The sequence below is a fragment of the Streptomyces ureilyticus genome (assembly GCF_011045025.1).
Taxonomy (GTDB): Bacteria; Actinomycetota; Actinomycetes; order Streptomycetales; family Streptomycetaceae; genus Streptomyces; species Streptomyces ureilyticus.
In genome coordinates this window covers 1-24808 of sequence record NZ_JAAKZX010000044.1, presented here as the reverse complement: position 1 = coordinate 24808, position 24808 = coordinate 1, and the positions used below count along the sequence as shown (strand labels likewise).

19 protein-coding genes and 2 pseudogenes are annotated in these 24808 nt (G+C 71.2%); 12 read left to right on the top strand and 9 right to left on the bottom strand.

Annotated elements, in window-relative coordinates:
- The gene (locus G6048_RS16440) at positions 1 to 942 is read right to left on the bottom strand and encodes an ABC transporter ATP-binding protein (RefSeq protein ID WP_165340285.1); all 942 of its coding nucleotides are present in this window, start codon (positions 940 to 942) and stop codon (positions 1 to 3) included.
- A gap of 108 nt (positions 943 to 1050) precedes the next feature.
- Between G6048_RS16440 and G6048_RS16435 the strand changes: the two genes are divergently transcribed.
- The 3 genes from G6048_RS16435 to G6048_RS16425 all read left to right on the top strand — a co-directional run bounded on the left by G6048_RS16435 (position 1051) and on the right by G6048_RS16425 (position 4143).
- On the top strand, positions 1051 to 2208 hold the full coding sequence (locus tag G6048_RS16435) for a sensor histidine kinase (protein WP_165340284.1): 1158 nt from the start codon (positions 1051 to 1053) through the stop codon (positions 2206 to 2208).
- A gap of 14 nt (positions 2209 to 2222) precedes the next feature.
- Positions 2223 to 2885: a response regulator transcription factor gene (locus tag G6048_RS16430; RefSeq protein ID WP_165340283.1), complete on the top strand. Its 663-nt coding sequence runs from the start codon at positions 2223 to 2225 to the stop codon at positions 2883 to 2885.
- Positions 2886 to 2985: 100 nt separating this feature from the next.
- Entirely contained in the window at positions 2986 to 4143 is a 1158-nt protein-coding gene (locus tag G6048_RS16425) for an ROK family transcriptional regulator (protein ID WP_165340282.1), read from the top strand.
- A gap of 300 nt (positions 4144 to 4443) precedes the next feature.
- Here the strand turns inward: G6048_RS16425 and G6048_RS16420 are convergent, their stop codons facing one another.
- Both G6048_RS16420 and G6048_RS16415 read right to left on the bottom strand, forming a co-directional pair.
- Positions 4444 to 5205 carry a GntR family transcriptional regulator gene (locus tag G6048_RS16420; RefSeq protein ID WP_165340281.1) on the bottom strand — a complete coding sequence of 254 codons (762 nt, stop codon included), beginning with the start codon at positions 5203 to 5205 and terminating at the stop codon, positions 4444 to 4446.
- Positions 5206 to 5334: 129 nt separating this feature from the next.
- The gene (locus G6048_RS16415) at positions 5335 to 6225 is read right to left on the bottom strand and encodes an RNA polymerase sigma-70 factor (RefSeq protein WP_165340280.1); all 891 of its coding nucleotides are present in this window, start codon (positions 6223 to 6225) and stop codon (positions 5335 to 5337) included.
- A gap of 215 nt (positions 6226 to 6440) precedes the next feature.
- Here G6048_RS16415 and G6048_RS16410 point away from each other — a divergent pair, with 215 nt between their 5' ends.
- Positions 6441 to 7325 carry an alpha/beta fold hydrolase gene (locus G6048_RS16410; RefSeq protein WP_165340279.1) on the top strand — a complete coding sequence of 295 codons (885 nt, stop codon included), beginning with the start codon at positions 6441 to 6443 and terminating at the stop codon, positions 7323 to 7325.
- Between the two features lie 123 nt (positions 7326 to 7448).
- Here the strand turns inward: G6048_RS16410 and G6048_RS16405 are convergent.
- A pseudogene (locus G6048_RS16405) lies at positions 7449 to 8234 on the bottom strand (DMT family transporter); the annotation flags it as partial.
- 47 nt (positions 8235 to 8281) lie between these two features.
- Here G6048_RS16405 and pdxR point away from each other — a divergent pair.
- From pdxR to G6048_RS16390, 3 genes are all read left to right on the top strand, one after another.
- A complete protein-coding gene (gene pdxR / locus G6048_RS16400; protein WP_165340278.1) occupies positions 8282 to 9823 on the top strand; it encodes a MocR-like pyridoxine biosynthesis transcription factor PdxR in 1542 nt (513 codons plus the stop codon).
- 230 nt (positions 9824 to 10053) lie between these two features.
- Complete coding sequence (locus G6048_RS16395) at positions 10054 to 11643, top strand: alkaline phosphatase D family protein (RefSeq protein WP_165340277.1); 1590 nt, start codon at positions 10054 to 10056, stop codon at positions 11641 to 11643.
- 97 nt (positions 11644 to 11740) lie between these two features.
- Positions 11741 to 13078 carry a GNAT family N-acetyltransferase gene (locus G6048_RS16390; RefSeq protein ID WP_165340276.1) on the top strand — a complete coding sequence of 446 codons (1338 nt, stop codon included), beginning with the start codon at positions 11741 to 11743 and terminating at the stop codon, positions 13076 to 13078.
- Here the strand turns inward: G6048_RS16390 and G6048_RS16385 are convergent.
- Complete coding sequence (locus G6048_RS16385) at positions 13075 to 14316, bottom strand: trans-sulfuration enzyme family protein (protein WP_235989946.1); 1242 nt, start codon at positions 14314 to 14316, stop codon at positions 13075 to 13077. The two genes, G6048_RS16390 and G6048_RS16385, sit on opposite strands and share 4 nt — an antisense overlap.
- 60 nt (positions 14317 to 14376) lie before the next feature.
- Between G6048_RS16385 and G6048_RS16380 the strand changes: the two genes are divergently transcribed.
- Positions 14377 to 14877 (top strand): Lrp/AsnC family transcriptional regulator, encoded by a 501-nt coding sequence (locus G6048_RS16380; RefSeq protein WP_165340275.1) that lies wholly within the window; start codon positions 14377 to 14379, stop codon positions 14875 to 14877.
- A 91-nt stretch (positions 14878 to 14968) separates the two neighbouring features.
- Complete coding sequence (locus G6048_RS16375; RefSeq protein ID WP_165340274.1) at positions 14969 to 16660, top strand: DUF885 domain-containing protein; 1692 nt, start codon at positions 14969 to 14971, stop codon at positions 16658 to 16660.
- A gap of 142 nt (positions 16661 to 16802) precedes the next feature.
- On the opposite strand, the gene G6048_RS16370 is transcribed toward G6048_RS16375, so the two are convergent.
- From G6048_RS16370 to G6048_RS16355, 4 genes and pseudogenes are all read right to left on the bottom strand, one after another.
- Positions 16803 to 17648: an SDR family oxidoreductase gene (locus G6048_RS16370; RefSeq protein WP_165340273.1), complete on the bottom strand. Its 846-nt coding sequence runs from the start codon at positions 17646 to 17648 to the stop codon at positions 16803 to 16805.
- A gap of 104 nt (positions 17649 to 17752) precedes the next feature.
- Entirely contained in the window at positions 17753 to 18268 is a 516-nt protein-coding gene (locus G6048_RS16365) for an immunity 21 family protein (protein WP_165340272.1), read from the bottom strand.
- A 75-nt stretch (positions 18269 to 18343) separates the two neighbouring features.
- Positions 18344 to 18517: pseudogene (locus tag G6048_RS16360) on the bottom strand (rhodanese-like domain-containing protein); the annotation flags it as partial.
- 737 nt (positions 18518 to 19254) lie between these two features.
- Positions 19255 to 19728: a rhodanese-like domain-containing protein gene (locus G6048_RS16355; protein ID WP_165340271.1), complete on the bottom strand. Its 474-nt coding sequence runs from the start codon at positions 19726 to 19728 to the stop codon at positions 19255 to 19257.
- A gap of 93 nt (positions 19729 to 19821) precedes the next feature.
- Between G6048_RS16355 and G6048_RS16350 the strand changes: the two genes are divergently transcribed.
- The 3 genes from G6048_RS16350 to G6048_RS16340 form a co-directional block, all read left to right on the top strand.
- Entirely contained in the window at positions 19822 to 20313 is a 492-nt protein-coding gene (locus tag G6048_RS16350; protein WP_165340270.1) for an Lrp/AsnC family transcriptional regulator, read from the top strand.
- Positions 20314 to 20813: 500 nt separating this feature from the next.
- The gene (locus G6048_RS16345) at positions 20814 to 22499 is read left to right on the top strand and encodes an NAD(P)H-dependent oxidoreductase subunit E (RefSeq protein ID WP_165340269.1); all 1686 of its coding nucleotides are present in this window, start codon (positions 20814 to 20816) and stop codon (positions 22497 to 22499) included.
- The coding region (locus tag G6048_RS16340; protein ID WP_165340268.1) for a molybdopterin-dependent oxidoreductase at positions 22496 to 24808 on the top strand (2313 nt) is incomplete at its 3' end. The genes G6048_RS16345 and G6048_RS16340, both read left to right, overlap by 4 nt.

Sequence of the window (24808 nt, the reverse complement as noted above, 5' to 3'; positions counted from 1 at the left end):
TCAGGCCTCCTGCGGCTGGTTCGATGTCTTTGAGGTTTGGGCGGCGAACTCGGCCTCCGTGGCGGTCAGATCGAGGTAGGCCTGCTCCAACGTGCCCTCCTCCGCGGCGAGTTCCAGGATGGGCACTCCCGTGCCCGAGGTGAGGCGGCCGATGTCGTCCACGCGCGCGTGGTGCACGATCCACCGTTCGTCCGCACCCTCCACGGCGTCGTATCCGTGCCGGGCGAGCAGCTCCCGAAGCGCGGCGCCGTCGGTGGTGCGCACGCGTACGCGTGGCTGCACGCGCGCGTCGATGAACTCCCGCATCGGCATGTCGGCGAGCAGGCGCCCGCGGCCCAGGACGACGAGGTGGTCGGCGAAGGACGCGGTCTCGTTCATCAGGTGGCTGGAGACGAGCACGGCGCGGCCCTCGCGGGCGAGTCGGCGCAGCAACTCCCGGATCCAGATGATGCCTTCGGGGTCGAGCCCGTTCGACGGCTCGTCGAGCAGGACCACCGGCGGGTCGCCCAGGAGCGCGGCGGCGATGCCCAGTCGCTGACGCATGCCGAGGGAGTACGTCCGGACGCGACGGCGGGCGACCGAGGCGAGCCCCGCTTCTTCCAGGACCTCGTCCGCGCGACGCTCCGGGAGGCGGTTGCTCGCGGCGAGCACGCGCAGATGGTCCCGCGCGGTGCGCGCGCCGTGCGCCGCCTGGGCGTCGAGCAGGGCGCCGACGTGGCGCAGCGGCTCGTCGAGCGTCGCGTAGGCGCGGCCGCCGATGGTGGCGGTGCCGGACGTCGGCCGGTCCAGGCCGAGTACGAGCCGCAGGGTGGTGGATTTTCCGGCGCCGTTGGGGCCGAGGAAGCCGGTGACGCGGCCGGGTTCCACGTGGAAGGTGAGGTGGTCCACGGCGCGTGTGGTGCCGTACACCTTGGTGAGGTCCTGTACGTCGATGCTGGTCATGGGCCCAGCCTGGCCGTCTGTGCGGCGCCCGGGCCTCCCCCGCGGGTGGAGAGCGTCTCCCTCGCCCGGGGGAGGGCCGATGTCAGTGCCGGCTGGCACGATGTCCAAATGGCCCGCTTCCTGCGCCCGTTGATCCGGGGGACGACGTACACGCGCTTGCTGCACCTATGGGTGCCGATGCTGATCGTGAGCGTGTGGATGTTCATCATGCCCTCGCGCCCGTGGCTGCCCGCACTGTTCCTCATTCCGCTCGCGCTCATCCCGGCCGTGCGGCACGGCGAGGGTGTGCAGGCGCGATTGCTGCTGACGCCGGGTGAGGAAGAGGAGTCGGGGATCTCCGTCGGGCCGTCGGTGACATGGGGGGACCGGTTCCGCACGGTGGTGTGGCTGGAAGCGCGCATGGTCCTCGGGTGGGGGGCCGGAGTGGCCAGTGTCTGGCTGCCGGTCCTCGCCGTGGTCCTGGTCCAGCTCCCCTTCGGGCACGTGCCGGACGATGTCCCGCTCCTCTCGGACGCGGACCCTCACTGGGCCTACGCGCTGCTCGCACCGTTGCCGCTGATCGCCCTGTACGGGGTAGTCGTCGGTCTCGGCGAGCTGGTCACGGCCATCGCGCGCCGCCTCCTCGGGCCGTCGGCGGCCGAGCGGCTGGCCGCCCTGGAGGAGCGCACCGAACGGCTCCTGGAGCGCACGCGCATCGCCCGTGAGCTGCACGACTCGATCGGCCACGCGTTGACCGTGGCCGTGGTGCAGGCGGGTGCCGCACGGGCGGCGGGTGACCCCGAGTTCACCGACCGGGCCCTGGGCGCCATCGAGGACACGGGCCGTGCCGCCCTGGAGGACCTGGAGCGGGTGCTGGGCGTGCTGCGCGAGTCGGAGCGGCCGGCGAGCAGCCGCCCGACGTTGGCCGAGGCCGACCGGCTCCTGGAGTCGGCTCGCACCTCCGGGGCGAAGGTCGACGCCGAGGTGACGGGTCCGATCAAGGAGGTGCCCGGCCCGGTCTCGCGGGAGGGCTATCGCATCCTCCAGGAGTCGCTCACCAATGTGCTGCGGCACGCGGGGTCCGTGCCCGTCCGGGTCCGTATCGGGGTCGAGGACCAGGCGCTCTCCCTGGAAGTGCGCAATCCATTGACGGCGGAGATAGCCGGGCCCGGTCGGGGCAGCGGTCTGCGGGGCATACGGGAGCGGGCCGCGCTGCTCGGCGGCCTCGCGCGCACCGGCCCGGACGAGGGCGACTGGCAGGTGCATGTAGAGCTGCCGCTGCGCTGATCTACGCTGGCCGGGTGCCGGTCACCGTTCTGCTCGTCGATGACGAACCTCTCGTACGCGCCGGTCTGCGCGCGGTTCTGGAGGCGCAGCCTGACATCGGGGTCGTCGGGGAGGCCGCCGACGGCGCGGCGGTAATCCCGCTGGTCCGGCAGCTGCGGCCCGAAGTCGTCCTGATGGATGTCCGGATGCCTCTCATGGACGGCATCGAGGCCACACGTGCCGTGCTGCGGACGGTCGACGGGCCGCCGAAGATCGTCGTGGTGACGACCTTCGAGAACGACGAGTACGTGTACGAGGCGCTGCGCGCGGGCGCCGACGGTTTCCTGCTGAAGCGGGCGCGGCCGACGGAGATCGTACACGCGGTGCGGCTGGTCGCCGAGGGTGAGTCGCTGCTGTTCCCGGCGTCGGTGCGGCAGCTGGCCGCCGAGTACGGGGACGGTGGCGGGAATCCCGCGGCGCGGGCGGCGCTGGAGCGGGCCTCGCTGACCGAACGCGAGGCGGAGGTACTGCGGCTGATGACCCGCGGCTTGTCGAACGCGGAGATCGCTGAGCGCCTGGTAGTCGGCACCGAAACGGTGAAGTCCCATGTCAGCGCAGTGCTGGCGAAGTTGGGGGCGCGGGACCGGACCCAGGCGGTGATCGCGGCGTACGAGTCGGGGTTCGTGGCCCCCGGCTGATCCGGGGCTCCCCCCGAAGGCGCTCGTGCCAAGCACTCGCCGGGTCCGGTCACGGCGAGTACGATCCGGCCAACACGCGCGCGAGCTGGGAGGACGTACGTTGGGGCAGCTGACCGGCGGGGATCCCTCGCTGCTGCGGAGGATCAACTCCGCGGTGGTGCTGCACGCACTGCGGGCCACGGACTTCGCGACCCTCACCGAGATCACCCGGGTGACCGGGCTGTCCCGGCCCACTGTGGAGGGTGTCGTCGAGGGGCTCGTCGCGGGCGGCCTCGTTGTCGAGGCCGCGGCCGAGGAGGGTGCCGCGCGGCGGCAGGGGCGGCCCGCGCGCAGGTACCGGTTCCGGGCGGAGGCGGGGCATCTGCTGGGCATCGAGATTGGTTCGCACCGGGTGGCCGCGCTCCTCGCGGACCTGGACGGCCGGGTTCTGGCTACGACGGCCAAGGACGTTTCCGAGTCGGCGTCGGCGGACGAGCGGCTCGAGCGGCTGCGTACCGCGGTCGCCGAGCTGCTGCGCGAGGCGGGCGTCGCGCGCGGTTCCCTGCGGGCCGTCGGCGTGGGTACGCCCGGCATCATCGAGGCGGACGGCACCGTACGGCTGGGCGCCGCTCTGCCGGACTGGACGGGGCTGCATCTGGGCGAGCGGCTCCGTCGCTCCTTCAAGTGTCCGGTGCTGGTGGAGAACGACGCGAACGCCGCGGTGGTCGCCGAGCACTGGAAGGGAGCGGGCACGGAGTCCGACGACATGGTGTTCGTGCTGGCCGGGCTGAGTCCGGGGGCCGGGTCCTTGATCGGCGGGCGGCTGCACCGGGGGTACGGGGGTGCGGCCGGAGAGATCGGTGCGCTGCATCTGCTGGGCCGTGAGGCGACTCCGGAGACACTGCTGTCCACGACGGACAAGCCGTTGCATCCCCTTGACGAGCAGGCGGTGGCGAGGGTCTTCGCGCAGGCGCGCCAGGGTGATCAGCAGGCTCGGGCTGCCGTCGACCGCTTCATCCAGCGCCTGGTACACGATGTGGCGGCGCTGGTGCTCGCCCTCGACCCGGAGCTTGTCGTGATTGGGGGCTGGGCGGCGGGAATCGACGGCGTGCTGGAGCCACTGCGCAAAGAGCTGTCGCGCTACTGCCTGCGACCACCTCGGGTGGCGCTTTCAGTGCTGGGCGAGGCGGCTGTGGTGATGGGGGCGCTACGGCTCGCGCTGGATCATGTGGAGGAGCAGCTGTTCGCGGTGGAGGGCACGGTGACGGCACGGCGTTGAGTGTCGGGGGGTTGTTTCGCCCCCGCCGCCCCTACCCGTCCCATCCTCGGGGCTCCGCCCCAAACCCCACCAAGGGCTCCGCCAAGGCTGCTCCCCGGACTCCGCAGGGGCTTCGCCCCTGAACCCCCCTGACGGTCACACCCCGTAAGGGGCGCGGGGAACTGCGCACCCTGCCACGACCGGTCCGCAGTCGACATACAAACCGGGCCCGGGGGCGAAGCCCCTGGCATACAAACTTGGGGTCGTGGGGCGAAGCCTCAGGGATGGGACGGGTAGGGGCGGCGGGGGCGAGGAACCCCCTCAGGAAGCCCGGCGCTCCGGATCGTGGTGGATCTCCACCCCGCCCGTGTCACCGAACGTCAGCCGACATGTATCGGCCCGGTACGTAGCGGCCGAAACCGCCGCGATCCGACCCTCGGCGTAGAACCGGGTCGTGACGACAAGCACCGGGGCGCCAGGAAGCCGGTCGAGTTCCTTGGCATCGTCCGCGCGTGCCGACCCGAGCTCCACGGCCCGGTCCTGGGTCTCCAGGGACAGACGCTGGAGCTCGCGAAGTACCGCACGCGCACGCGCCGCCCCCGAGGCCGCGTCGATGCCGGACAGCGCGGGCACCGACGAGGCAGGGACGTACAGCAGCTCAGCGGCCACAGGCTGCCCGTGCGTCACTCGGGAGCGGCGCACCGTGTGCACCTGCTCCTCGTGGCCGACCTCCAGGATGTCGGCCACCGCCGCAGGCGGAACCGCCACCGTGCAGTCCACGGACCGCCAGGCGTCCCCGGCCGCACCCGGCCACGCATGCTGCTCGGAACCCACGTCCACACCCATACGCGGCGGAGCCACAGTGGTGCCGACCCCGCGCCGACGCTGGAGGCGTCCTTCGAGTTCGAGCTGCTCAAGGGCCTGGCGGAGGGTCGCCCTGGCGACTCCGAACCGCGCGGCGAGATCACGCTCGTTCGGCAGGATCTCACCCACCGAGAACTCGGAGTCCAGTGCCTCGCTCAGTACGGTCCGCAGGTGCCAGTACTTGGGCTCCGGCACCGTATCCAACTGCGTGGTCCCCACCCTGTCCTCCGCAATCGCCGTGCCCCGGCGGCTTTCAACGCCCTTGTTTATTAAAGGTTCTTGCACTATCTCCTGCGACCATAAGACGGCCCCCATCCTTGGTCAAGACCAATCCTGGACACAGGACCCTCAGGCGTCGGCCAGCGACAGCAGCTTCTCCGGGTTGCGCACGATGTAGATGCACTGGATCCGGCCGTCGGCGACGTCCAGCTGGAAGACGCTGTCGGGCTTGCCCGCGGACAGGGCGAGCAGCGCGGGTGCGCCGTTGAGTTCCATGAAGCGGAACGTCGCGTCCTGGATGCCGCCGCCATGCCGGGTGGCGCCGATGACGAAGCGGCCCACCTTGTCGGCCGACTCGATCGCGCGCACCGGCGCCTTGGCCCGGCCGCCACTGTCGCCCACCAGGCGGACGTCCGGGGCCAGCAGGGACAGCAGCCCGTCCAGGTCGCCCTCGGTCGCCGCGGCGAGAAACCGCTCGGTGAGCTCGCGTTGCAGCGCGGGGTCGACCTCGTAGCGGGTACGCCTCTCGTCGACGTGCTTGCGGGCCCGCCCGGCGAGCTGGCGCACCGCGGGCTCGCTGCGGTCGAGGGTGGTGGCGATGTCGGCGTACGGAAATCCGAAGGCCTCCCGGAGGACGAACACCGCACGTTCCAGGGGTGACAGGGACTCCAGGACGACGAGGACGGCGAGCGAGACGGAGTCGGCGAGCACGGCCCGCTCCGCCGCGTCCGGGACGGTGTCGGCGAAGTCGGTGGCGTACGGCTCAGGCAGCCACGGTCCTACGTAGGCCTCGTTGCGCGACTGGATCTGGCGCAGCCGGTCGATGGCCAGGCGGGTGGTGATGCGTACGAGGTAGGCGCGCGGCTCGCGCACCTCGGCGTGGTCCGTGCCGGACCAGCGCAGCCACGCCTCCTGGACGACGTCCTCCGCGTCGGCCACCCGGCCGAGCATGCGGTAGGCGACGCCCATCAGGACGGGACGGTGCTCTTCGAAGATTTCGGTCACGGTGTCGGTGGTCACGGCACCATCCCATCCGACGCCTCGGACCGTGTCCAGGCGATACCTGGGCCAAGCCGGTGATGGGCGGGACGCGTTGAGGGGCGTACGGCCGGCAGCTTGGCAACAGCAGCACTTGGGGACTACCGGCCGGTAGCGGTTGCTGACAAGATGTCTAGGAGCAGGTCGTGTGCACCCCCTGCCCACGTCCGCCGCGCCCCCAGACGAGGAGCAGTTCCATGTCCGCCCCGTCCACCCCGGTCAGCCAAACCGTCCCTGCCGCGTTCTCGGGCGGCCCGCGGTCCGTGACGTTCCCCGTCGTCTCTCCGCGCGGCCCGCTGCCCGTGACCCTCGCGTACACGCGCGTGGGCAGCGGCGAACCGCTTCTGCTGCTGCACGGGATCGGCCACCACCGGCAGGCCTGGGACCCGGTCATCGACATCCTGGCCGTCGAGCGCGATGTGATCGCGGTGGATCTGCCCGGCTTCGGCGAGTCCCCGGCGCTCGCCGACGGGCTCGCCCACGATCTGCCGACGATGAACGCCGCACTCGGCGCGCTGTGCCAGGCGCTGGAGATCGAGCGCCCCCACGTGGCGGGCAACTCGCTGGGCGGGCTGCTGGCTCTGGAGCTGGGCCGCGCGCAGCTCGTACGGTCCGTGACGGCGCTGTCACCCGCGGGCTTCTGGTCGCCGGTCGAGCGGCGGTACGCCTTCGGGGTCCTGCAGGCGATGCGGCAGACCGCGCTCCGTATGCCGTTGCCGGTGGTCGAGCGGCTGTCGCGTACCGCGGCTGGGCGCACCGTGCTGACCAGCACCATCTATGCCCGCCCCGGCCGGCGTTCACCCGAGGCGGTCGTCGCCGAGACGCTCGCGCTGGCCCAGGCCACGGGATTCACCGAGACGCTCCGGGCCGGGGCTTCCGTCCAGTTCACCGACGACGTCCCCGGGCTTCCCGTCACCGTGGCGTGGGGCACACGGGACCGGCTTCTGGTGCGGCGCCAGGGAGTCCGTGCCAAGTCCGTCATCCCGCTCTCCCGGCTCGTACGGCTGCCCGGCTGCGGGCACGTCCCGATGAGCGACGACCCGGCGCTCGTCGCCCGCGTCATCCTCGACACCAGCCGCTGAGACGGCAGTGGCCGAGACAGCAGTGGCCGGCCTCCGCGCCCGAAGCCTCAACGCCCCTGATCCCAGGGCGACTCCGGCACCCACCAGGGCACTGCCCGCGGCCTGCGCCGGCCCGTAGGAGCCCGTGCCTACGAGTGGGGCGGTGCACGCGGCGGCCACGGGGATGAGGCCGGAGAAGAGGGTGGCGCGCTCCGCGCCGATCCGCTGCATGCCCATGTACCAGCAGACGAAGCCGATCACCGTGACGATCACCGCCTGCCACAGCAGCGCGGCGAGTTCGGTGCTGTCGGGCGTACGCAGCCACGCGCGGCCCTCGACGATCAGTCCGGCCAGCGCCGACTCGACCGCCGCGAGTCCGCACACCGTGGCGGCCAGCAGCCGTGGACCGAGCGGTCGCAGCACGGGCACGGCGAGGACCGCGAAACCGACCTCTCCGAGGAGTGCGCACACGGAGAAGGCGATTCCCGCGCCGTCGGTGTGTCCCCAGCCCTGGACAGTGAAGGCGCCCACAGCAACGATCAACGCGCCGTACAGGACGGGGCGTTGGGGCCGCCGGCCGTCCAGGAGGGGCATGAGTACGGCCACGACCACCGGGGCGCAGCCCACGAAGACCCCCGGGACCGCGGGTTCCGCGGAGCGTTCGGCGGCGAGCACGGCGAGGTTGAAGCCGACCATGCCGACGGCCGCGAGCAGCGCCAGCCGTATCCACTGGCGGGCGGTCAGCCCGCGCAGGGGCGCTGTGCCACCACGGCCGACCAGGGGCAGGAGCAGCAGACAGGCCAGGCCGTAGCGCAGGAACTGGCCGCCCGCGTACGGGTACGCGCCCAGGACGCTGTTGGCGGTGAAGGAGCCTCCGACAAGGACGCAGGCCAGGGCGGCGAGCAGGGAGCCGCGGGTGGTGGCGTTCATGGAGGCGACGCTATGGACCCCACCGGTCCGGTTTAAGGTCCACTTTCATGACGCCATCGGGGACCAATTCGGGTTCGGGTCGGCCTTCGGATGCGCCCGGATCAGCTTCGGGTACGTCCGAATCTGTAGGCACGCCCGGATCTTCCCGTACATCCGGACCTTCGGGTACGCCCGGATCGGCGGCCTGGGCCACCGCCTGGGAGCTGCTGCTGCCGGCCGCCTCGGCACCGGCACGCGCGCGTGGACGCTCCTTGCAGGCGGCGTTGAGGGAGGCGGTCCGCTCGGGGCGGCTCGCATCCGGCACTCGGCTGCCGTCCAGCCGTGAACTCGCCGCCGATCTGGGAGTGTCCCGGGGGCTGGTCACCGAGGCGTACGAGCAGTTGACCGCCGAGGGCTATCTGCGCAGCGACCGGGGAGCCGGAACGTGGGTGGGCGGCGCCGTCCGCGCCGCTCACTTCCCAAGCGCACGTGACCTCGCGCCCCGCTCCCCCAGTGCCCGCGTCGACTTCCTTCCCGGTACCCCGGACCTGGCACTCTTCCCGCGCGCGGCCTGGGCGGCCGCACACCGCGGAGTACTGGCCGAACTGCCGCACCACGCGCTGGGTTACCCCGATCCGCGCGGGCTGCCCCGGCTGCGTACGGCCCTCGCGGAACTGCTGACCCGGCGCCGGGGCGTGGTCGCGGACCCGGAGCGGGTGCTGGTCGTCTCGGGCGTGGCGCAGGCGACGACGCTCCTCGGTTTCGTGCTGCAGGCGCGCGGGGTGCGCGCCGTCGGCGTCGAGGACCCCGGCACACCCGAGCACGGCGCGCTGTACACCTCAGCCGGCCTCCGCGCCGTACCGCTGCCGCTGGACGACGAGGGGCTGGCCATGGGGCCGCTGCGGGAGTCAGGCGTACGGGTCGTCGCGACGACGCCCGCGCACCAGTTCCCCTCGGGGATCGCGTACTCCGCGCGGCGGCGGGCCGAACTCCTCGACTGGGCGCACTCCGTGGACGGGCTCCTCATCGAGGACGACTACGACGGGGACTTCCGCTACGACCGGGCGCCGGTCGGTGCCCTTCAAGGCCTCGATCCGGAGCACGTCGCGTACGCGGGGTCCGTCAGCAAGTCGCTGGCGCCGGGGCTGCGGCTGGGCTGGCTGCTGGTGCCGGCGTCGCTGGCCGAGGAGGTCGTCGAGCGCAAGCGCACGATGGATCTCGGTAATCCGGTCGTCGACCAGGCACTTCTCGCCCGCTTCATGGAGCGCGGCGACTACGACCGGCAGCTGCGGCGCTGCCAGCGCGCGTACAGGGAACGGCGCGACGCGCTCGTGGCTGCTCTGGAGCACCACTTCCCCGGCACGCGGGTGTCCGGGATCGCGGCCGGGCTGCACGCGATCGCCACGCTGCCCCTCCGGTACGGGCCGCCGCCACGCTTCCTCGCGCGGGTGGCCGCGTCCGGTGTCGCGGTGCGTCCTCTGACGGATTACGCGCAGACTCCCGGCCGGGAGGAGGAGGGGGTGGTGCGGCTGGTGTTGGGGTACGCGCATGTGCCTCCGCCGCGGGTTTGGGAGGGGGTGCGATTGATGGCGGCGGCGGTTGGGGGTTGACGGGCGTTGTTTCGCCCCCGCCGCCCCTACCCGTCCCATCCTCGGGGCTCCGCCCCGAACCCCACCAGGGGCGGAGCCCCTTGGTATGGGACGGGTAAGGGCGGCGGGGGCGACCCCCCTGTTCCCAAGCCGCCGGGGGCAGTTGTTCACTTGGGGTTCGCATGCGCGCTGTGGTGCACCAGTAGTTGTGACCCTGCACAGTGGTCGAACCCCGTCCCAGGAGGCGTTCCATGTCAGACAGTCCGTCGAGCCCGCTCGCCGCCCGCCGCAGCGTCCTCCGCGGCACCCTCGCAGCCTCGGCGGCACTCGCCGTGCCCGCCACCCTCGGCACGGCGCCGGCCTTCACGCTGTCGGGCCGCCCGAAGGCCGGCTGGGGCGTGCAGAGCGGCGACGTGAGCGCGCACTCCGGCCTGGTGTGGGTGCGTTCGGACCGGCCGGCGCGGATGATCGTGGAGACGTCGGCGACCGAGTCGTTCCGTAAGGCTCACAGATGGCACGGCCCCCTTCTGGGCCCCGACACGGACTTCACCGGCACCACCCGCCTGCGCGGACTGCCCGCGGGCGAGCAGATCCACTACCGCGTCCTGCTCGCCGACCCGGACGACCCGCGCCGCACGGGCGAGCCGGTGACCGGCACCTTCCGTACGGCGCCCCTGGGACGGCGCGACGATGTGCGCTTCGTATGGTCGGGAGACCTGGCGGGCCAGGGCTGGGGCATCAACCCGGAGTTCGGCGGCTACACGATCTTCAAGGCGATGGGCGCACTCGACCCGGACTTCTTCCTGTTCAGCGGCGACACGATATACGCCGACGGACCGATAGCCGCGACCGTGCCCCTGCCCGACGGAAGCACCTGGCGCAACATCACCACCGAGGAGAAGTCCAAGGTCGCCGAGACCCTGGCCGAGTTCCGCGGCAACTTCCGGTACAACCTGCTGGACGAGCACCTCAAGCGGTTCAACGCGCAGGTGCCGTCCATCGTCCAGTGGGACGACCACGAGGTCACCAACAACTGGTATCCGGGCGAGACGCTCACCGACACCCGGTACACGGTGAAGAACGTCGACCTGCTGGCATCCCGGGCACTGCGCGCGTTCAGCGAATACTTCCCGATGTCCAGCCTGCGGCCGGGTGCCAAGGAGGGCCGGGTGCACCGGGTGCTGCGCCACGGTCCGCTGCTCGACGTGTTCGTACTGGACATGCGGACGTACCGCAACGCCAACTCCCCTGGTACGCAGACCACCGACCCGCAGGGCATCCTCGGCGCCGAGCAGCTGGAGTGGCTCAAGCGGGAGCTGTCTCGGTCGCGGGCGGTGTGGAAGGTGATCGCCTCCGACATGCCGCTCGGCCTGGTCGTGCCGGACACCGGGGACGGCAAGCCGAACATCGAGGCCGTGGCCCAGGGCGAACCGGGCGCGCCGCTGGGGCGTGAGCTGCAGATCGCCGAGCTGCTGCGGTTCATCAAGCACCGGAAGATCACGGGCACGGTGTGGCTGACGGCCGACGTGCACTACACCTCGGCTCAGCACTACCAGCCGTCGCGGGCCGCGTTCACCGACTTCGAGCCGTTCTGGGAGTTCGTCTCCGGCCCGCTGAACGCGGGTGCCTTCCCGGCGAACGCGCTGGACAACACGTTCGGCCCGGAGCGGGTGTTTGTGAAGGCGCCCACGGTCGCGAATGTCTCGCCCGCCGGTGGTTACCAGTTCTTCGGCGAGGTCGACATCGACGGCGGCAGCGGGGAGCTGACGGTTCGTCTGCGTGAGCAGGACGGGACCGTGCTGTACACGAAGGTGCTGCAGCCGGGCCGGGTCGGGCAGTAAGCCAGCAAATATAGTTCTAAATAGGACAGAGAGTGTCTTAATCGCTCAGTCACAAAGCGTTCGTGATCACGCAACACCCTTCCTGCACAGTGGTTGCATGACTTCAGACATGACTGACGCAGTACGTACGAACAACGACCGTCCGCAACAGCACGGGAGCCGCGGACTCATGGCACGGTTCCGCAACTGGCGGGAACGACGCACCCACGATCACGCCCCTCCGAAGGGTCATACCGGCGCCCGGCCGCCCGCCGACGTGCGGGAGGCCGGGCCCCCCGAGACGGCCCCGGCCCTGCCGGAGGCCGTCAGCGCTGAGGCCGTTCTCTGGCGGATGCGGACCACGGTGCGGGACGAGCCGGGCTCGCTGGCCGCGCTGTGCACCGCGCTCGCGGACCGGCGGGTCGACATCCTGAGCCTGCAGACGCATCCCCTGGCAGAGGGCACGGTCGACGAGTTCCTGCTGCGGGCGCCCGCGGAGGTGGAAGCGAACGACGTCACCCGGGCGGTTACGCAGGCGGGCGGCGCCGGTACTTGGATCGAGCGGGCCGACGCGCACGACCTGGTGGACGCGCCCACGCGCATCCTGGGCCTGGCCACGCGCACGGCGCTGGACTCGGCCGAACTTCCGCTTGCCTTGCGGCAGTTGCTGGGCCGGTGCAGCATCCGGTCGTTGCCCGCCGGGGCCGTGGGCGTGGACGGCTCGGACGTGGAGGTGCCGGCTGAGGGGGCTCTGGCTCATGCCGAAGGGGCGCCCGAGAACACCCTGATGCGGCTGCGCGCGCCCGAAGGCGGAGTGATCACCTTGGAGCGGCCGTATCTGCCGTTCACGCCCACCGAGTTCGCGCGGGCCCGCGCGCTGGTCGAGCTGGACGCTCAGCTCGGTCCGCGCCTGCCGCGCGGACAGGACGTACTGACGCTGCCTCAGGGCAACGCCATCACCGTACGCCGCGCCGATACGCAGGACATCGATGCCGCGAAGGCCATGCACGAGCGGTGCTCGCCGCGCACACTCGGCCTGCGGTACCACGGCCCCGTCGGTGACGCCGACCGCTACCTCAACCACCTCCTCAGCCCCCGCTTCGGGCGGACGCTCGCCGTGGAGACCGCCTCGGGCCGCCTCGTCGGGCTCGGCCATCTCCTCTGGGACGGCGACGAGACGGAGGTCGCGCTGCTCGTCGAGGACGCGTGGCAGCGGCGCGGCATCGGCAGCGAGCTGCTCGGCCGCCTGGTGACGATGGCCGTCGAGGCCGGCTGCGACAGCGTGTACGCCGTCACGCAGTCGTCCAACACCGGCATGGTCGCCGCGATGCGCGGCCTCGGCCTGCCCCTCGACTATCAGATCGAGGAGGGCACGCTGGTCATCACGGCCCGGCTGGACGTGACTCCGGTGAGCTCCCGGCTGCCGTACGACCAGGAGCAGCCCGTAGGGGATTAGCCTTCAGCCACCACTGAACGGCTGGGCCTGTCCGGCGCCACACACCGGGCAGGCCCACTCCCCCGTACCGCCCCCAGCGCCCGCTCCAAGTCCCGCCACAGATCCTCCACGTCCTCCAAGCCCACCGACAGCCGCAGCAACCGGTCGCTCACCCCGGATGTTCGGCGGTCTTCCGCGTCGACGATGCGGTGGCTGATCGAGGCCGGGTGCTGGATGAGTGTGTCGACGCTGCCGAGGCTCACGGCGGGGGTGATGAGACGGACTGCGGCGATGACTTCGTGGGGGTCGCCGCAGACCTCGAAGGCGATCATGGCGCCGCCGATCCGGGGGTAGTGGACGCGGGTGACGCGCGGGTCGGCGGTGAGGCGGCGGACCAGTTCCGCGGCGTTCGCGGAGGCTGCGCGCACGCGTACGGGCAGCGTGGACAGCCCGCGGAGCAGCAGGTAACCGGCGAGCGGGTGCAGCACACCGCCGGTGGCGAACCTGACCTGGCGCAAGCGGCGGGCGAACTCCTCGTCGCAGGCCACCACCCCGGCCATCACGTCGCCGTGACCGCCCAGGTACTTGGTGGCGCTGTGCAGCACGAGCCGCGCCCCCTGTTCGACGGGCCGTTGGAGCACCGGCGTGGCGAAGGTGTTGTCCGCGAGCAGCGGCACGGTCCCGCAGGCGTGCGCGATCGCCCGCAGGTCGAGTTCCGCGAGCGTCGGATTGGCCGGTGACTCGACCATCACCAGACCCGTGTCCGGCCGCAGCGCGTCCGCGATGCCGGCCGGGTCGACCCAGGTCACCTCGGTGCCGAGCAGCCCGGCCGTCAGCAGGTGGTCGCTGCACCCGTAGAGGGGGCGTACGGCCACGACATGCCGCAGGCCCATCGCGTTCCGTACGAGGAGTACGGCACTCAACGCGGCCATGCCGCTCGCGAACGCCACCGCGCTCTCGGTGCCCTCCAGCCGGGCCAGAGCCGTCTCGAACCGGGCGACGGTCGGATTGCCGAGCCGGCCGTAGACCGGCGGTCCCTCCAAGGTGGCGCCGTTCGCGGCGAAGTCGTCGATCCGGGCGGCCTCGCCGCGACTGTCGTACGACGGATAGGTCGTCGACAGGTCGATCGGCGGGGCGTGCAGCCCCTGCCGCGCGAGGTCGTCCCGCCCGGCGTGCACCGCCTCGGTGGCGAGGGCCCGCATGTCGTCCACTACGTCTACGTCGTCCATCACGTCGTACGCGTCCTCAAAGGCGTCCATGCCCAGCAGCCTGAACAGTCGCCGGGGTATGGGCGCCGAATCCCGTGCTACGTTCGGGCGATGGCCGAATCTGTCGTACTCGATCCGGTGGACCTCCATCTTCTGCGGCTGCTGCAGAACGACGCACGGGCCACCTACCGGGACCTCGCCGCGCAGGTCGGCGTGGCGCCCTCGACCTGTCTGGACCGGGTGACGCGGCTGCGCCGCGCGGGCGTCATCATCGGCCATCAGCTGCGACTCGATCCGGCCAAGCTGGGGCGGGGCCTCGAGGCGCTGCTCTCCGTGCAGGTCAGGCCGCACCGGCGGGAGCTGGTGGGACCGTTCGTGGAGCGGATCCGGGCGCTGCCGGAGTCCCGTACCGTCTTCCATCTCACCGGCCCCGACGACTATCTCGTCCATGTCGCGGTGGCGGACATGGCGGATCTGCAGCGGCTGGTCATCGACGAGTTCACCTCGCGGCGCGAAGTGGCCCGCGTCGAGACGCGGTTGATCTTCCAGCAGTGGGAGTGCGGGCCACTGCTGCCGCCCGCCCCGCCCACGGCCGGCGCGGAAACGGGCTGACCCGCACGGCCGCCCGTATATCGGCCAGACCCGCGTGGCCTGCCCGTATATCGGGCTGACGCGCACGGCCTCCCCGTATGAGGATGTCCGCATGTCACAGACGAAGAGCCCGCTGCCCCGCGAGGTCGCCGACGCGTATGTCGACGATCTCATCGCCCTCGACCCGGTCACCGGTACGTATCTCGGCGTGAAGGAGAGTTCCAGCAGGTTGCCCGATATCTCGCCCGCCGGTCAGGAGGCGGTCGCCGAGCTGGCGCGGGCGACGCTCGCGAAGCTCGACGAGGCGGAGCGGCAGCCGGGTGCGGACAGTGACATCGAGCGGCGCTGCGGACGTCTGCTGCGCGAGCGGCTCTCCGCCGAACTCGCCGTGCACGAGGCCGACGAGGGACTGCGCTCCGTCGGCAACCTGGCCACGGTCGCGCACTCGGTGCGCGAGGTGTTCACCGTGACGCCGGCCGAGACGGACGAGGACTGGGCCGCGATCGCCCAGCGGCTGCGCGCGGTGCCCACCGCGCTGGCCGGCTACCGCGCATCCCTCGCTCTCGGCCTGGAGCGCAAGCTGTACGCCGCCCCCCGCCCCACCGCGACCTTCATAGGCCAGCTCACCGAGTGGTCGGACACGGACGGTTCGGGCCGCGGCTGGTTCGAGGACTTCGCGTCGGCGGGTCCCGAGTCCCTGCGTACGGAACTGGACGAGGCCGCCCGCTCGGCGACCGCGGCCGTCGTCGAACTGCGCGACTGGATGCGCGAGGTGTACGCGCCCACGATCGAGGGCGCGCCCAACACGGTGGGCCGAGAGCGGTACGCGCGCTGGTCGCGCTACTTCAACGGTACGGATCTGGATCTCGACGAGGCGTACGCGTACGGCTGGGCCGAGTACCACCGCCTGCTCGCCGAGATGAAGGAGGAGGCGGAGAAGATCCTCCCCGGCGCCGAGACGCCGTGGGTGGCGCTCGCGCACCTCGACGAGCACGGCCGGCACATCGAGGGCGTCGACGAGGTCCGCGACTGGCTGCAGGGCCTGATGGACCAGGCGATAGAGGCCCTCGACGGCACGCACTTCGAACTCGCCGAGCGCGTACGGAAGGTGGAGTCCCGCATCGCCCCGCCGGGCAGCGCGGCGGCCCCGTACTACACGGCGCCGTCGGAGGACTTCTCCCGCCCCGGCTGCACCTGGCTGCCGACGATGGGGCAGACCCGCTTCCCGGTGTACGACCTGGTCTCCACCTGGTACCACGAGGGCGTCCCCGGCCATCACCTCCAGCTGGCGCAGTGGGCGCACGTGGCCGGAGACCTCTCCCGCTACCAGGCGACCGTGGGCGGCGTGAGCGCCAACTGCGAGGGCTGGGCGCTGTACGCGGAACGGCTCATGGACGAGCTCGGCTTCCTCACGGACGCCGAGCAGCGGCTGGGCTACCTGGACGCCCAGATGATGCGGGCGCTCCGCGTCATCGTCGACATCGGCATGCACGCGGAGCTGGAGATCCCGGCAGACTCCCCCTTCCACCCCGGCGAGCGCTGGACGCCCGAGCTGGCCGAGGAGTTCTACGGCGCGCACTGCAGCCGCCCGGCGGACTATGTGGCGAGCGAACTGACCCGCTACCTGACCATCCCGGGCCAGGCCATCGGCTACAAACTCGGCGAACGCGCCTGGCTGTTGGGCCGCGAGAACGCCCGCCGCCGCCACGGCGCCGCCTTCGACGCCAAGGCCTGGCACATGGCGGCGCTGTCGCAGGGGTCGCTGGGGCTGGACGATCTGGTGGACGAGTTGTCCCGACTCTGATCATCGCTGAGGGGACTTTGCGAAGTCCGGTGCGGGACCGCGCCCCTTTGGGGCGCGGGGCTGAGTCAATCTGCGGCTCGGCCGCGTGGGGCGATCGGCCACGACGGACCCTCGGCCTTGAACCCCATTTCTGGCGGAGTGCTCAGCGCCGGAAGCCGCCCTCCGAGTCGATGATCTGTCCGGTGACCCACTCCGCCTCATCCGTGGCGAGCCATGCGATGAGGCGGGCGGGGTCGTCGGGCATACCCCAGCGGCCGGCCGGAAACATGGCGGCGATGGCCGCATAGTCGTCGCCCGTCATGTAGTCCGTGTCCACGGGGCCTGGGTTGACGGTGTTCACCGTGACCGCGTGCTCGGCGAGAGGGGTCGCCAAGGAGCGGGTGATCGAGGCGAGGGCGCCCTTCTGGAGGGCGTACGCGATCTCGCCCGGCATGCCGCCCGCGATGTCCTGACCGGAGGTCATCATCACGATCCGCCCGCCCGGCGTGCGCGGCGGCAACGCGGCCCGCAGCCGGGCGTACGTCTGGACGAGGAGGATCACCGAGCGCGTGTCGACCGCCCAGTGCGCGTCGAGCATCCCGGCGTCGATCGCGTCGAGGGCTCCGTCGGAGCCGCTCAGCGCGTGGTTGGCGACGAGGATGTCAACACGTCCGCCAAGCGCATCCGCGGCCCGTGCGACCAGTTCGGCGGGCACGGCCGGGTCGGACAGGTCACCCGGACCGTCGACCACCCGCGCCTCCGGGTCACCGAGCACCTCGCGCACGCCCGCGGCCACCTCCTCGGGACGGTCGGCGCCCCAGGGCATGGCGGCGTCGTGCGGCACATGGTGGTGCAGATACAGACTCGCTCCGTACGCGGCAAGCCGTCGGGCCACGGCGTAGCCGATGCCGCCCCGTCTGCTGGCTCCTGTGACGAGGGCGGTACGGCCGCGCAGCGGCAGGGGATCGCGGCGCAGTGATTGGGCGGTGGGGTGCGGCAGTTGGGGCATGGTGGACCATGATGGTGGGGCCTGCGCATGGGCCGCACATGATTTTTACGGCCGGCCTCCGATCACGGCGGGGCGGGCCCTCGCGGGATTGTCTGGGTCCTCAATCAGTCGGCGATCCGCCGCAGTTGGACCAGCCCCAGCCACGTCTCCGGCCCTGGCTCCGCATACGCCGCCCGGACCGCGTACCGCCCCGCTTCCAGCGCGATCCGCAAGTGCCCCGCCTTCTCGGCAGCGTTGCCGGGCCAAGCCGCGTCGAAGAGGACCACGGCTCCCGGGATGTCCCAGTGGACCTCCCGCTGCCACGCCGCCGCGTCGAGGGCCGCCGGAACACCGGCCAGCAACTGCCCCTCCGACTCCGCGGCGCACCACCGTACGAAGGCGCCGTACTCGGGCAGATAGGCGGTCGACGCGGGATCGTCGCCGAGAACGAGGGCTGTGGTGTTGCCCACCGGCAGCAGACCGATGTAACCGTCCACGTCACAAGCCCGGTCGTAGTCGGACGCCAATTCGACGCCGTCCGCCCCCGTCCAGAACGGCAACACCACCTCCGGGATCGCTATGAGGGGCCCACCGCCCGACTCCACCCATTCGACCGCACCGTGATCCGCGTGACGCACCATGCGGGAGAAGCTACACGCACCGGGCGACACGGAAATGGCTGCGTCACACATGAGTCCCATACGCCCGCAGAGAGCTCAGCAGCCACAGTCCGCCGCGTCGACCGGCACCGTCAACCCGTCGGGCGTACGCCGCTCGCTCCCCTCCCAGGTCTCGAACTCGAAACCCTCTCGCACCCAGTACTCGAAGCCGCCGAGCATCTCCTTGACCTGGAAGCCGAGTTGGGCAAGGGCGAGGGCGGCGCGGGTCGCCTTATGAACAGCTCGCATGTCTCAGATCCCCTCCTGTCTCACCAACAGCCAGGTGGGGCACCAGTTTGATCAACTGCGTACTGAGCGGGCAAGTGTCTCAGTGATAGCCGGGGACCGTTGCTCGTTCGTGACCTTCTCGCCTGACCCGCGATGCTTCTCTCGGGGCGGGATGGGTCGGATGCGACAGAGCCGCCGACCGCTGCTCTCGTCGACCTCGGCAGGGGTTCGTTGCACATGCTTTCGCCGTGACTCGTTGTCCGTCTCCTGACTCCATGCCCTCTTGTTCTGTATCTCCGTTGCGGTGGAGCCCAGTTGGTCGGCAAGTTGCGGCTGGTCGTAGCGGGTGAAGATCTGGGCGAGGCTGTCGACGAGGTTCATGCGGGCGGGCGTGTCGAGGTCCTGCACGAAGGTCTGGAGCAGGTGGGCGACTTGGACCCAAGCGGTATGCGGGGCGTAGGCCGTGATTTCTCGTGTCAGCTGACTTAGAGGCCGGGGCGGCACCCTGAAGATCCGCATCCCGGCGTCGCTAGCGGGCGGCTGGATCGTTGACCGGGGTACCGGCTCGGGTTCGCGGTGTTGTGGGGCTCGGTGCGGATGCGCGGGGTGTCTCCCACCGAGGACCTGGCGGTGGTGCCCGCCGTGGTGGTGCGGTTCGCGGACGAGCACAGGCATGGGTCAGCTCGTCAGGTCGGCCAGCACGGCTGGGCGGCCCGTGCCGCCCAGCCGTGTGGTGTGCGTCAGCATGCGCAGGTGATGGAGCCGATCGGAGCGGTCAACGGGTCCGCCTCGCGCTGCTCGGTACCGGCCAGGGATGCAACCGGGAAGCCCTCGCGGATCCAATACTCGATACCACCGATCATCTCCTTGACCCGGTAGCCGAGCTGGCTGAGGGCGAGCGCCGCGCGGGTGGCGCCGTCGCAGCCAGGCCCCCAACAGTAGGTAATGACCGGGACCTTCGGGTCGAGCAGGCTTGCGGCTCGGGGCGGGATGTCGGCGGTGGGCAGGTGAACCGCGCCCGGCACATGACCTTGCTGCCAGCCGGCGCTCCCACGTGAATCGACCAGGACGAAGCCCGGGTCGCCGGAGTCGAGTGAGGCGCGGACGTCGGAGACGTCCGCCTGGAAGGTGAGGCGTGCGGTAAAGAAGGCGGCGGCTTCGATAGGAGCCGCGGGCGGCACATGCAGCGCAGGGCTTGCAGCAGGGTTGTTCATGGGTGAAACACTACGAAGTGTAGCCACACGCTGGAACAGACGATTCCCGGTTGTTCCGGACTGCGACCGGGGATGCCATGGCATTCCTTGTCCATGGCCGCCGGTTCCATTGACGAGACCGACATGCGCACCCTGGAAGCCCTGCAACAGGATGGGCGGGCCAGTTACGCCGAGCTGGCACGGACCGTGTCCATGTCGGCCAGTGCTGTCACCGAACGGGTGCGGCGGCTGGAAGAGGGCGGTGTGATCCGCGGCTACTCGGCTGTGGTGGACCCACAACGACTTGGACTCGGCATCCTGGCCTTCGTCCGCCTCCGCTACCCCACGGGCAACTACAAACCATTCCACGATCTGGTTGCGACCACGCCTGAGATCATGGAAGCCCACCACGTCACAGGTGAAGACTGCTTCGTGCTCAAGGTCCTCGCCCGTTCCATGCGCCACCTCGAAACAACGACGGGCCGAATCGCCGGACTCGGCTCCGTCACGACCAGCGTCGTCTACTCCAGCCCACTCGCGGACCGCGCGATCACGACGATGGCCTCATCGCCAGAGCGGCAAGATCAGGCGCATCGGCCTGCATGACGATCTTGTGGTCCATCAAGGCTGACCTACGGTGGCGAGACTGTGCGCTGCCCATGCCGCGTTCGAGCGTGACGAACCCCTCCCTGCCGATTCGATCTCGCGGCTCGCCTGGAGTCCGCCCTGTTCCCGACGCCATCCGCTTCTACAACCGAGCAGGAGCCCAGGCATCCTCGAAGGTCAGGTTCTCACTCCGCGTCTAGCCAACCGGTATGGACTCCGACCGCGGTGTCTTCGAGCGGTTACTCTCACAGACCAAGCGCGAGGCGTACCCAGAAGCCATTGAGCAGGACCACTCCGACTTCACCGCACTCACCGGCGGCGAAGTACCTGAAGCCCACACAGAGGCTAAGGCCCTAACCACACGCTGAGTTACTTGTCACTTCGCGGCAGCTTCGGGAGAACAGGGCCGATGACGTTGTAGGTGATCGTCACCGCGACCATCGGACCGGGTGCGCCGGTGCCGGGATGCGGCTGCGTCCCGATGCCTCGACGATGAAGGCATGGTTCCCGTCGGTCCTGCCGACCGGTTCGACGCGTTCCGCGCCCTGGCCGACAGGCGCGGGCGGCCTGGAGACCGGTTGACCGAGTCGCTGGTTGAGGCCAGGGCAGGCACTGGGGACGGCCCTGAGAGCTGGGCGCCGTCTGTCGCGGCCCGTGTCGGACTTCCCGCTGCCGCCGCACTCGGACCGGCCACTTACTACGCGGACCTCGCCACCCCGCATGGCCGCCGTCATGTCCGAGTCTGCGCCGCGACGGCATGCTTCGCCGCGCGGGCCGGACGGCACCTCGCCGAGGTGGAACACGAGTTGGGCGTGTCCGCGGGCTGCGTCACCATGGACCAGGACACCTCTCTGCAAACCGTACGTTGCCTGGGCTATTGCTACGCAGGACCCGCCGCGCTCGACGGCGATGTGCCCTGCACAGGTCCGGCCCTCTCCCGTCAGCTCGCCGGTCAGGCGCCACCGTCGGCGCCGGAGATCCCGGCCGCCGACGACACGGGTGACCCCGTCCTGCTGGGCGGTGTGCTCTTCGGCGAGCCTGCGTGGCAGGTGTGGTCGAGGGCGGTTCTGGCCGGCAGTCCGCAGGATGTCCTTGGGCAAGTGGCGGCATCCGGGCTCCGCGGGCGGGGCGGCGCTGGTTTCCGAGTGGCGGCGAAATGGGAGGCGGCCGGCCGCGCACCCGACACAGTGGTCGTCGCCAACGGCGACGAAGGCGATCCGGGTTCGTACGCCGACAGGCTGCTGATGGAGGCCGACCCGGGGCGCGTGCTGGAGGGTCTGGCCCTGGCCTGTTTCGCGTGCGGCGCCCGCCGCGGCGTCGTGCTGGTGCGTTCCGAATACCCGGCCGCTCTGGCCCGGATGCGGGAAGCGGTGCGCCAGGCGTACGCCAATAGCTGTCTCGGACCGTCGGTGCATGGAACGGCTACGTCCCTGGACATCCACGTCGTCGAGGGCGCCGGCTCCTACGTCGCCGGTGAAGAGACCGCGCTGATCGCGGGGTTGGAGGGCGGTCGGGGATGCGCCCGGCCGCGCCCGCCCTTCCCGACCGAGCGTGGCCTGTGGGATGCGCCGACCGTGGTCAACAACGTGGAGACCCTGGCGGCCGTGCCGTGGATCGTCCGGCATGGCGGTGAGGTGTACGCCCGGCGCGGCACGACCGCCGAGTCGGGGACCAAGCTGGTCTGTCTCTCCGAGCGGTTCGCCCGGCCTGGTTGCTACGAGGTCGAGTTGGGCACGCCGGTGCGGCGGATCGTCACCGAGCTGGGATGTGGCCTGAAGGACGGCGCCGAGCTGGCCGCTCTCCAGGTCGGCGGGCCGCTGGGCGGCTTCCTTTCCGCCGACGCGCTGGACGTGCCGCTGTCGGAGGCAGGACTGTCGGCCCGTGGCGCTGCCCTCGGCCACGCCGGACTGGTCGCCTTCGATGAGCGCGTGGCACCGGGGGACGTTCTGCGGCACGTCTGGGAGTTCGCTGCGGCCGAGAGCTGCGGAGCGTGTTCGCCCTGCCGGGTGGGATCGCGCCGCGGTCTGGACCTGGCATCCGCCGGGACGCCGCCGGGCAAGGAGTGGGAGCGGCTCGCGCGGGTCCTTGCCGAGGCGAGCCTATGTGCCTTCGGGCGGCGGATTCCGCCTGCCGTGCGCAGTCTGGCCCGCGCCTACGGGGATCGACTGGCGGGATGGGGACCATGACCGGAATCGCAGTCGAGGTCGACGGCTCGGGCGTCCACGTGCCCGAGGGGGCGTCGCTGCTCACAGCGGTTCGGGCGGCCGGCGTCGAGCTGCCCGCACTCTGCTCCGACGACCGGTTCAGCCCTGCCGGGTCCTGCCGTACATGTCTCGTACGGGCCGACGGGCGGATCGTGGCCGCCTGTGTCACCCCGGCGTCCGCCGGGTCCCGGCTCGACACCGCGACCGATGATCTTGCGGAGCTGCGCCGGGAAGCGGTGGAGGTCATCGTCTCTGCTCTGCCGCCTCGGGCCCTCGCCGACGGAAACCCCAGCGAACTGGCCCATGTCTGCCGGTCGATGGAGATCGGCCCCGAGGCCGCGCAGAGGGCTGGAGGCCGGGGCGGGGACGACTCCCACCCGTACGTCCATCTCGACCGGGACCTGTGCATCGCCTGCGGCCGGTGTGTGCGGATGTGCTCCGAAGTGCAGGGCACCTTCGCTCTCACCCTGGTCGGCCGGGGCAGCGACACGGTGGTGGCCCCGGGCACCGGTGGGCCCTGGGCCGACTCGGACTGCGTAGCCTGCGGCGGCTGCGTCGACACCTGCCCCACGGGGGCGATCACCCAGCCGGGACCGGGGCGCGGCCTCACCTCCGCGTTCCACCCCGCGGCGGCCCGGACGCGCACCACCTGCGGCTACTGCGGCGTGGGCTGCACCCTCGACGTGGTCACCCAGGACGGCGACGTCGCGGCGGTGCTGCCGGCCCGGGACGGCCCGGTCAACCAAGGGCACGCCTGCGTGAAGGGCCGCTTCGCCCACGGATTCCGTACGTCACCCGAGCGGCTCACCCGGCCCCTGTTGCGGCGCGGCGGCACGCTGGAGCCGGTCGGCTGGGACGAGGCGCTCGGCCATGTCGCCCGGGGACTGCGCGCGGCCATCCACGCAGGTGGCCCGGATGCTGTTGCGGCGATTTCTTCGGCCCGCGCCACCAACGAGGAGAACTACCTCGTCCAGAAGTTCATGCGGGTCTCCATCGGCAGCAACAACGTCGACAACTGCTCCCGGCTCTGCCACTCCCCGTCCGCTGCCGGCCTCACCGCTTCCTTCGGGCTCTCCGGCGGCACCGACACCTTCGACGACGTCGAGCGAGCCGACTGCCTGCTGGTGATCGGGGCCAATCCTGTCGAAGCCCACCCTGTGGTCGGAGCACGCCTGCTGAGGCGCGTGCTGCACGGCGCCAAGCTGGTCGTCGCCGACCCCCGCGCGGTCGGCCTCGCCCTGCACGCCGACGTACACCTTCGGCCCCGCCCCGGCACCAACGTCGCGCTCTTCCACGGGCTCGCCCACGTCCTACTCGCCGAAGGACTGACCGACGAGGAGTTCCTGCGCGCGCGGGCCACCGGACTGCTGGAACTCACCGAGTTGCTGGCCGACTACCCGCCCGACCGGGTCGCCGACATCACCGGTGTGCCGGTCGCGGACCTGGTCGCTGCCGCCTGCCTCTACGGGGAGGCCGGGCATCCGGCAGTCGTCTACGGTCTGGGCGTCACCGAGCACCTCCACGGCACCGACGGCGTGCGGTCGTTGGCCAACCTGGCGATCCTGCGCGGTGCCGTGGGAACCGACCGCGGCTTTGGGGTCAACCCGCTGCGCGGGCAGAACAACGTCCAGGGCGCCTCCGACATGGGCGCCTTGCCGGACGCCCTGCCCGGGTACGGAAAGGTCACCGACGCGGCCGTCCGCGCGCGGGCGGAGGAGGTCTGGGGCGTCCCCGTTCCGGAGCGGCCCGGTCTGCGGATCCCGGACATGTTCGCCGCCGCACGAGCCGGAGACCTGCGGGCACTGTGGGTCATCGGCGAGGACGTCTGCGCCACCGACCCCGACGCGAACCGGGTGGTCCAAGCCCTGGACGCCTGCCCGCTTGTCGTCTGCAACGAACTGTTCCTGTCCGAGACCGCCCGGCACGCCGACGTCGTGCTGCCGGTCGCCTCCTGGCTGGAGAAGGACGGCACCTTCGTCAACTTCGACCGCCGGTTCCAGCGGGTCCGCCCCGCCATGCCCTCGCCAGGAGAGACCCGGACCGACTTCGACATAGTCCGGTCCCTCGCCACAACGATGGGAGTCGACCTGGGCTGCGAGACTCCCGCCGACGCCCTCACCGAGTGCGCACGACTGGCGCCCGTCTTCGCCGGGCTCTCCCACGACCGGCTGGACCGCGAGGGCGCCGTGCCCTGGCCCTGCCGCGCCCCCGACCAGCCAGGAGAAGCCAAGCTGTACCTGGAGCGGTTCGCCACCCCGGACGGCAGGGCCCGCCTCGCCGCCGCCCCCTAC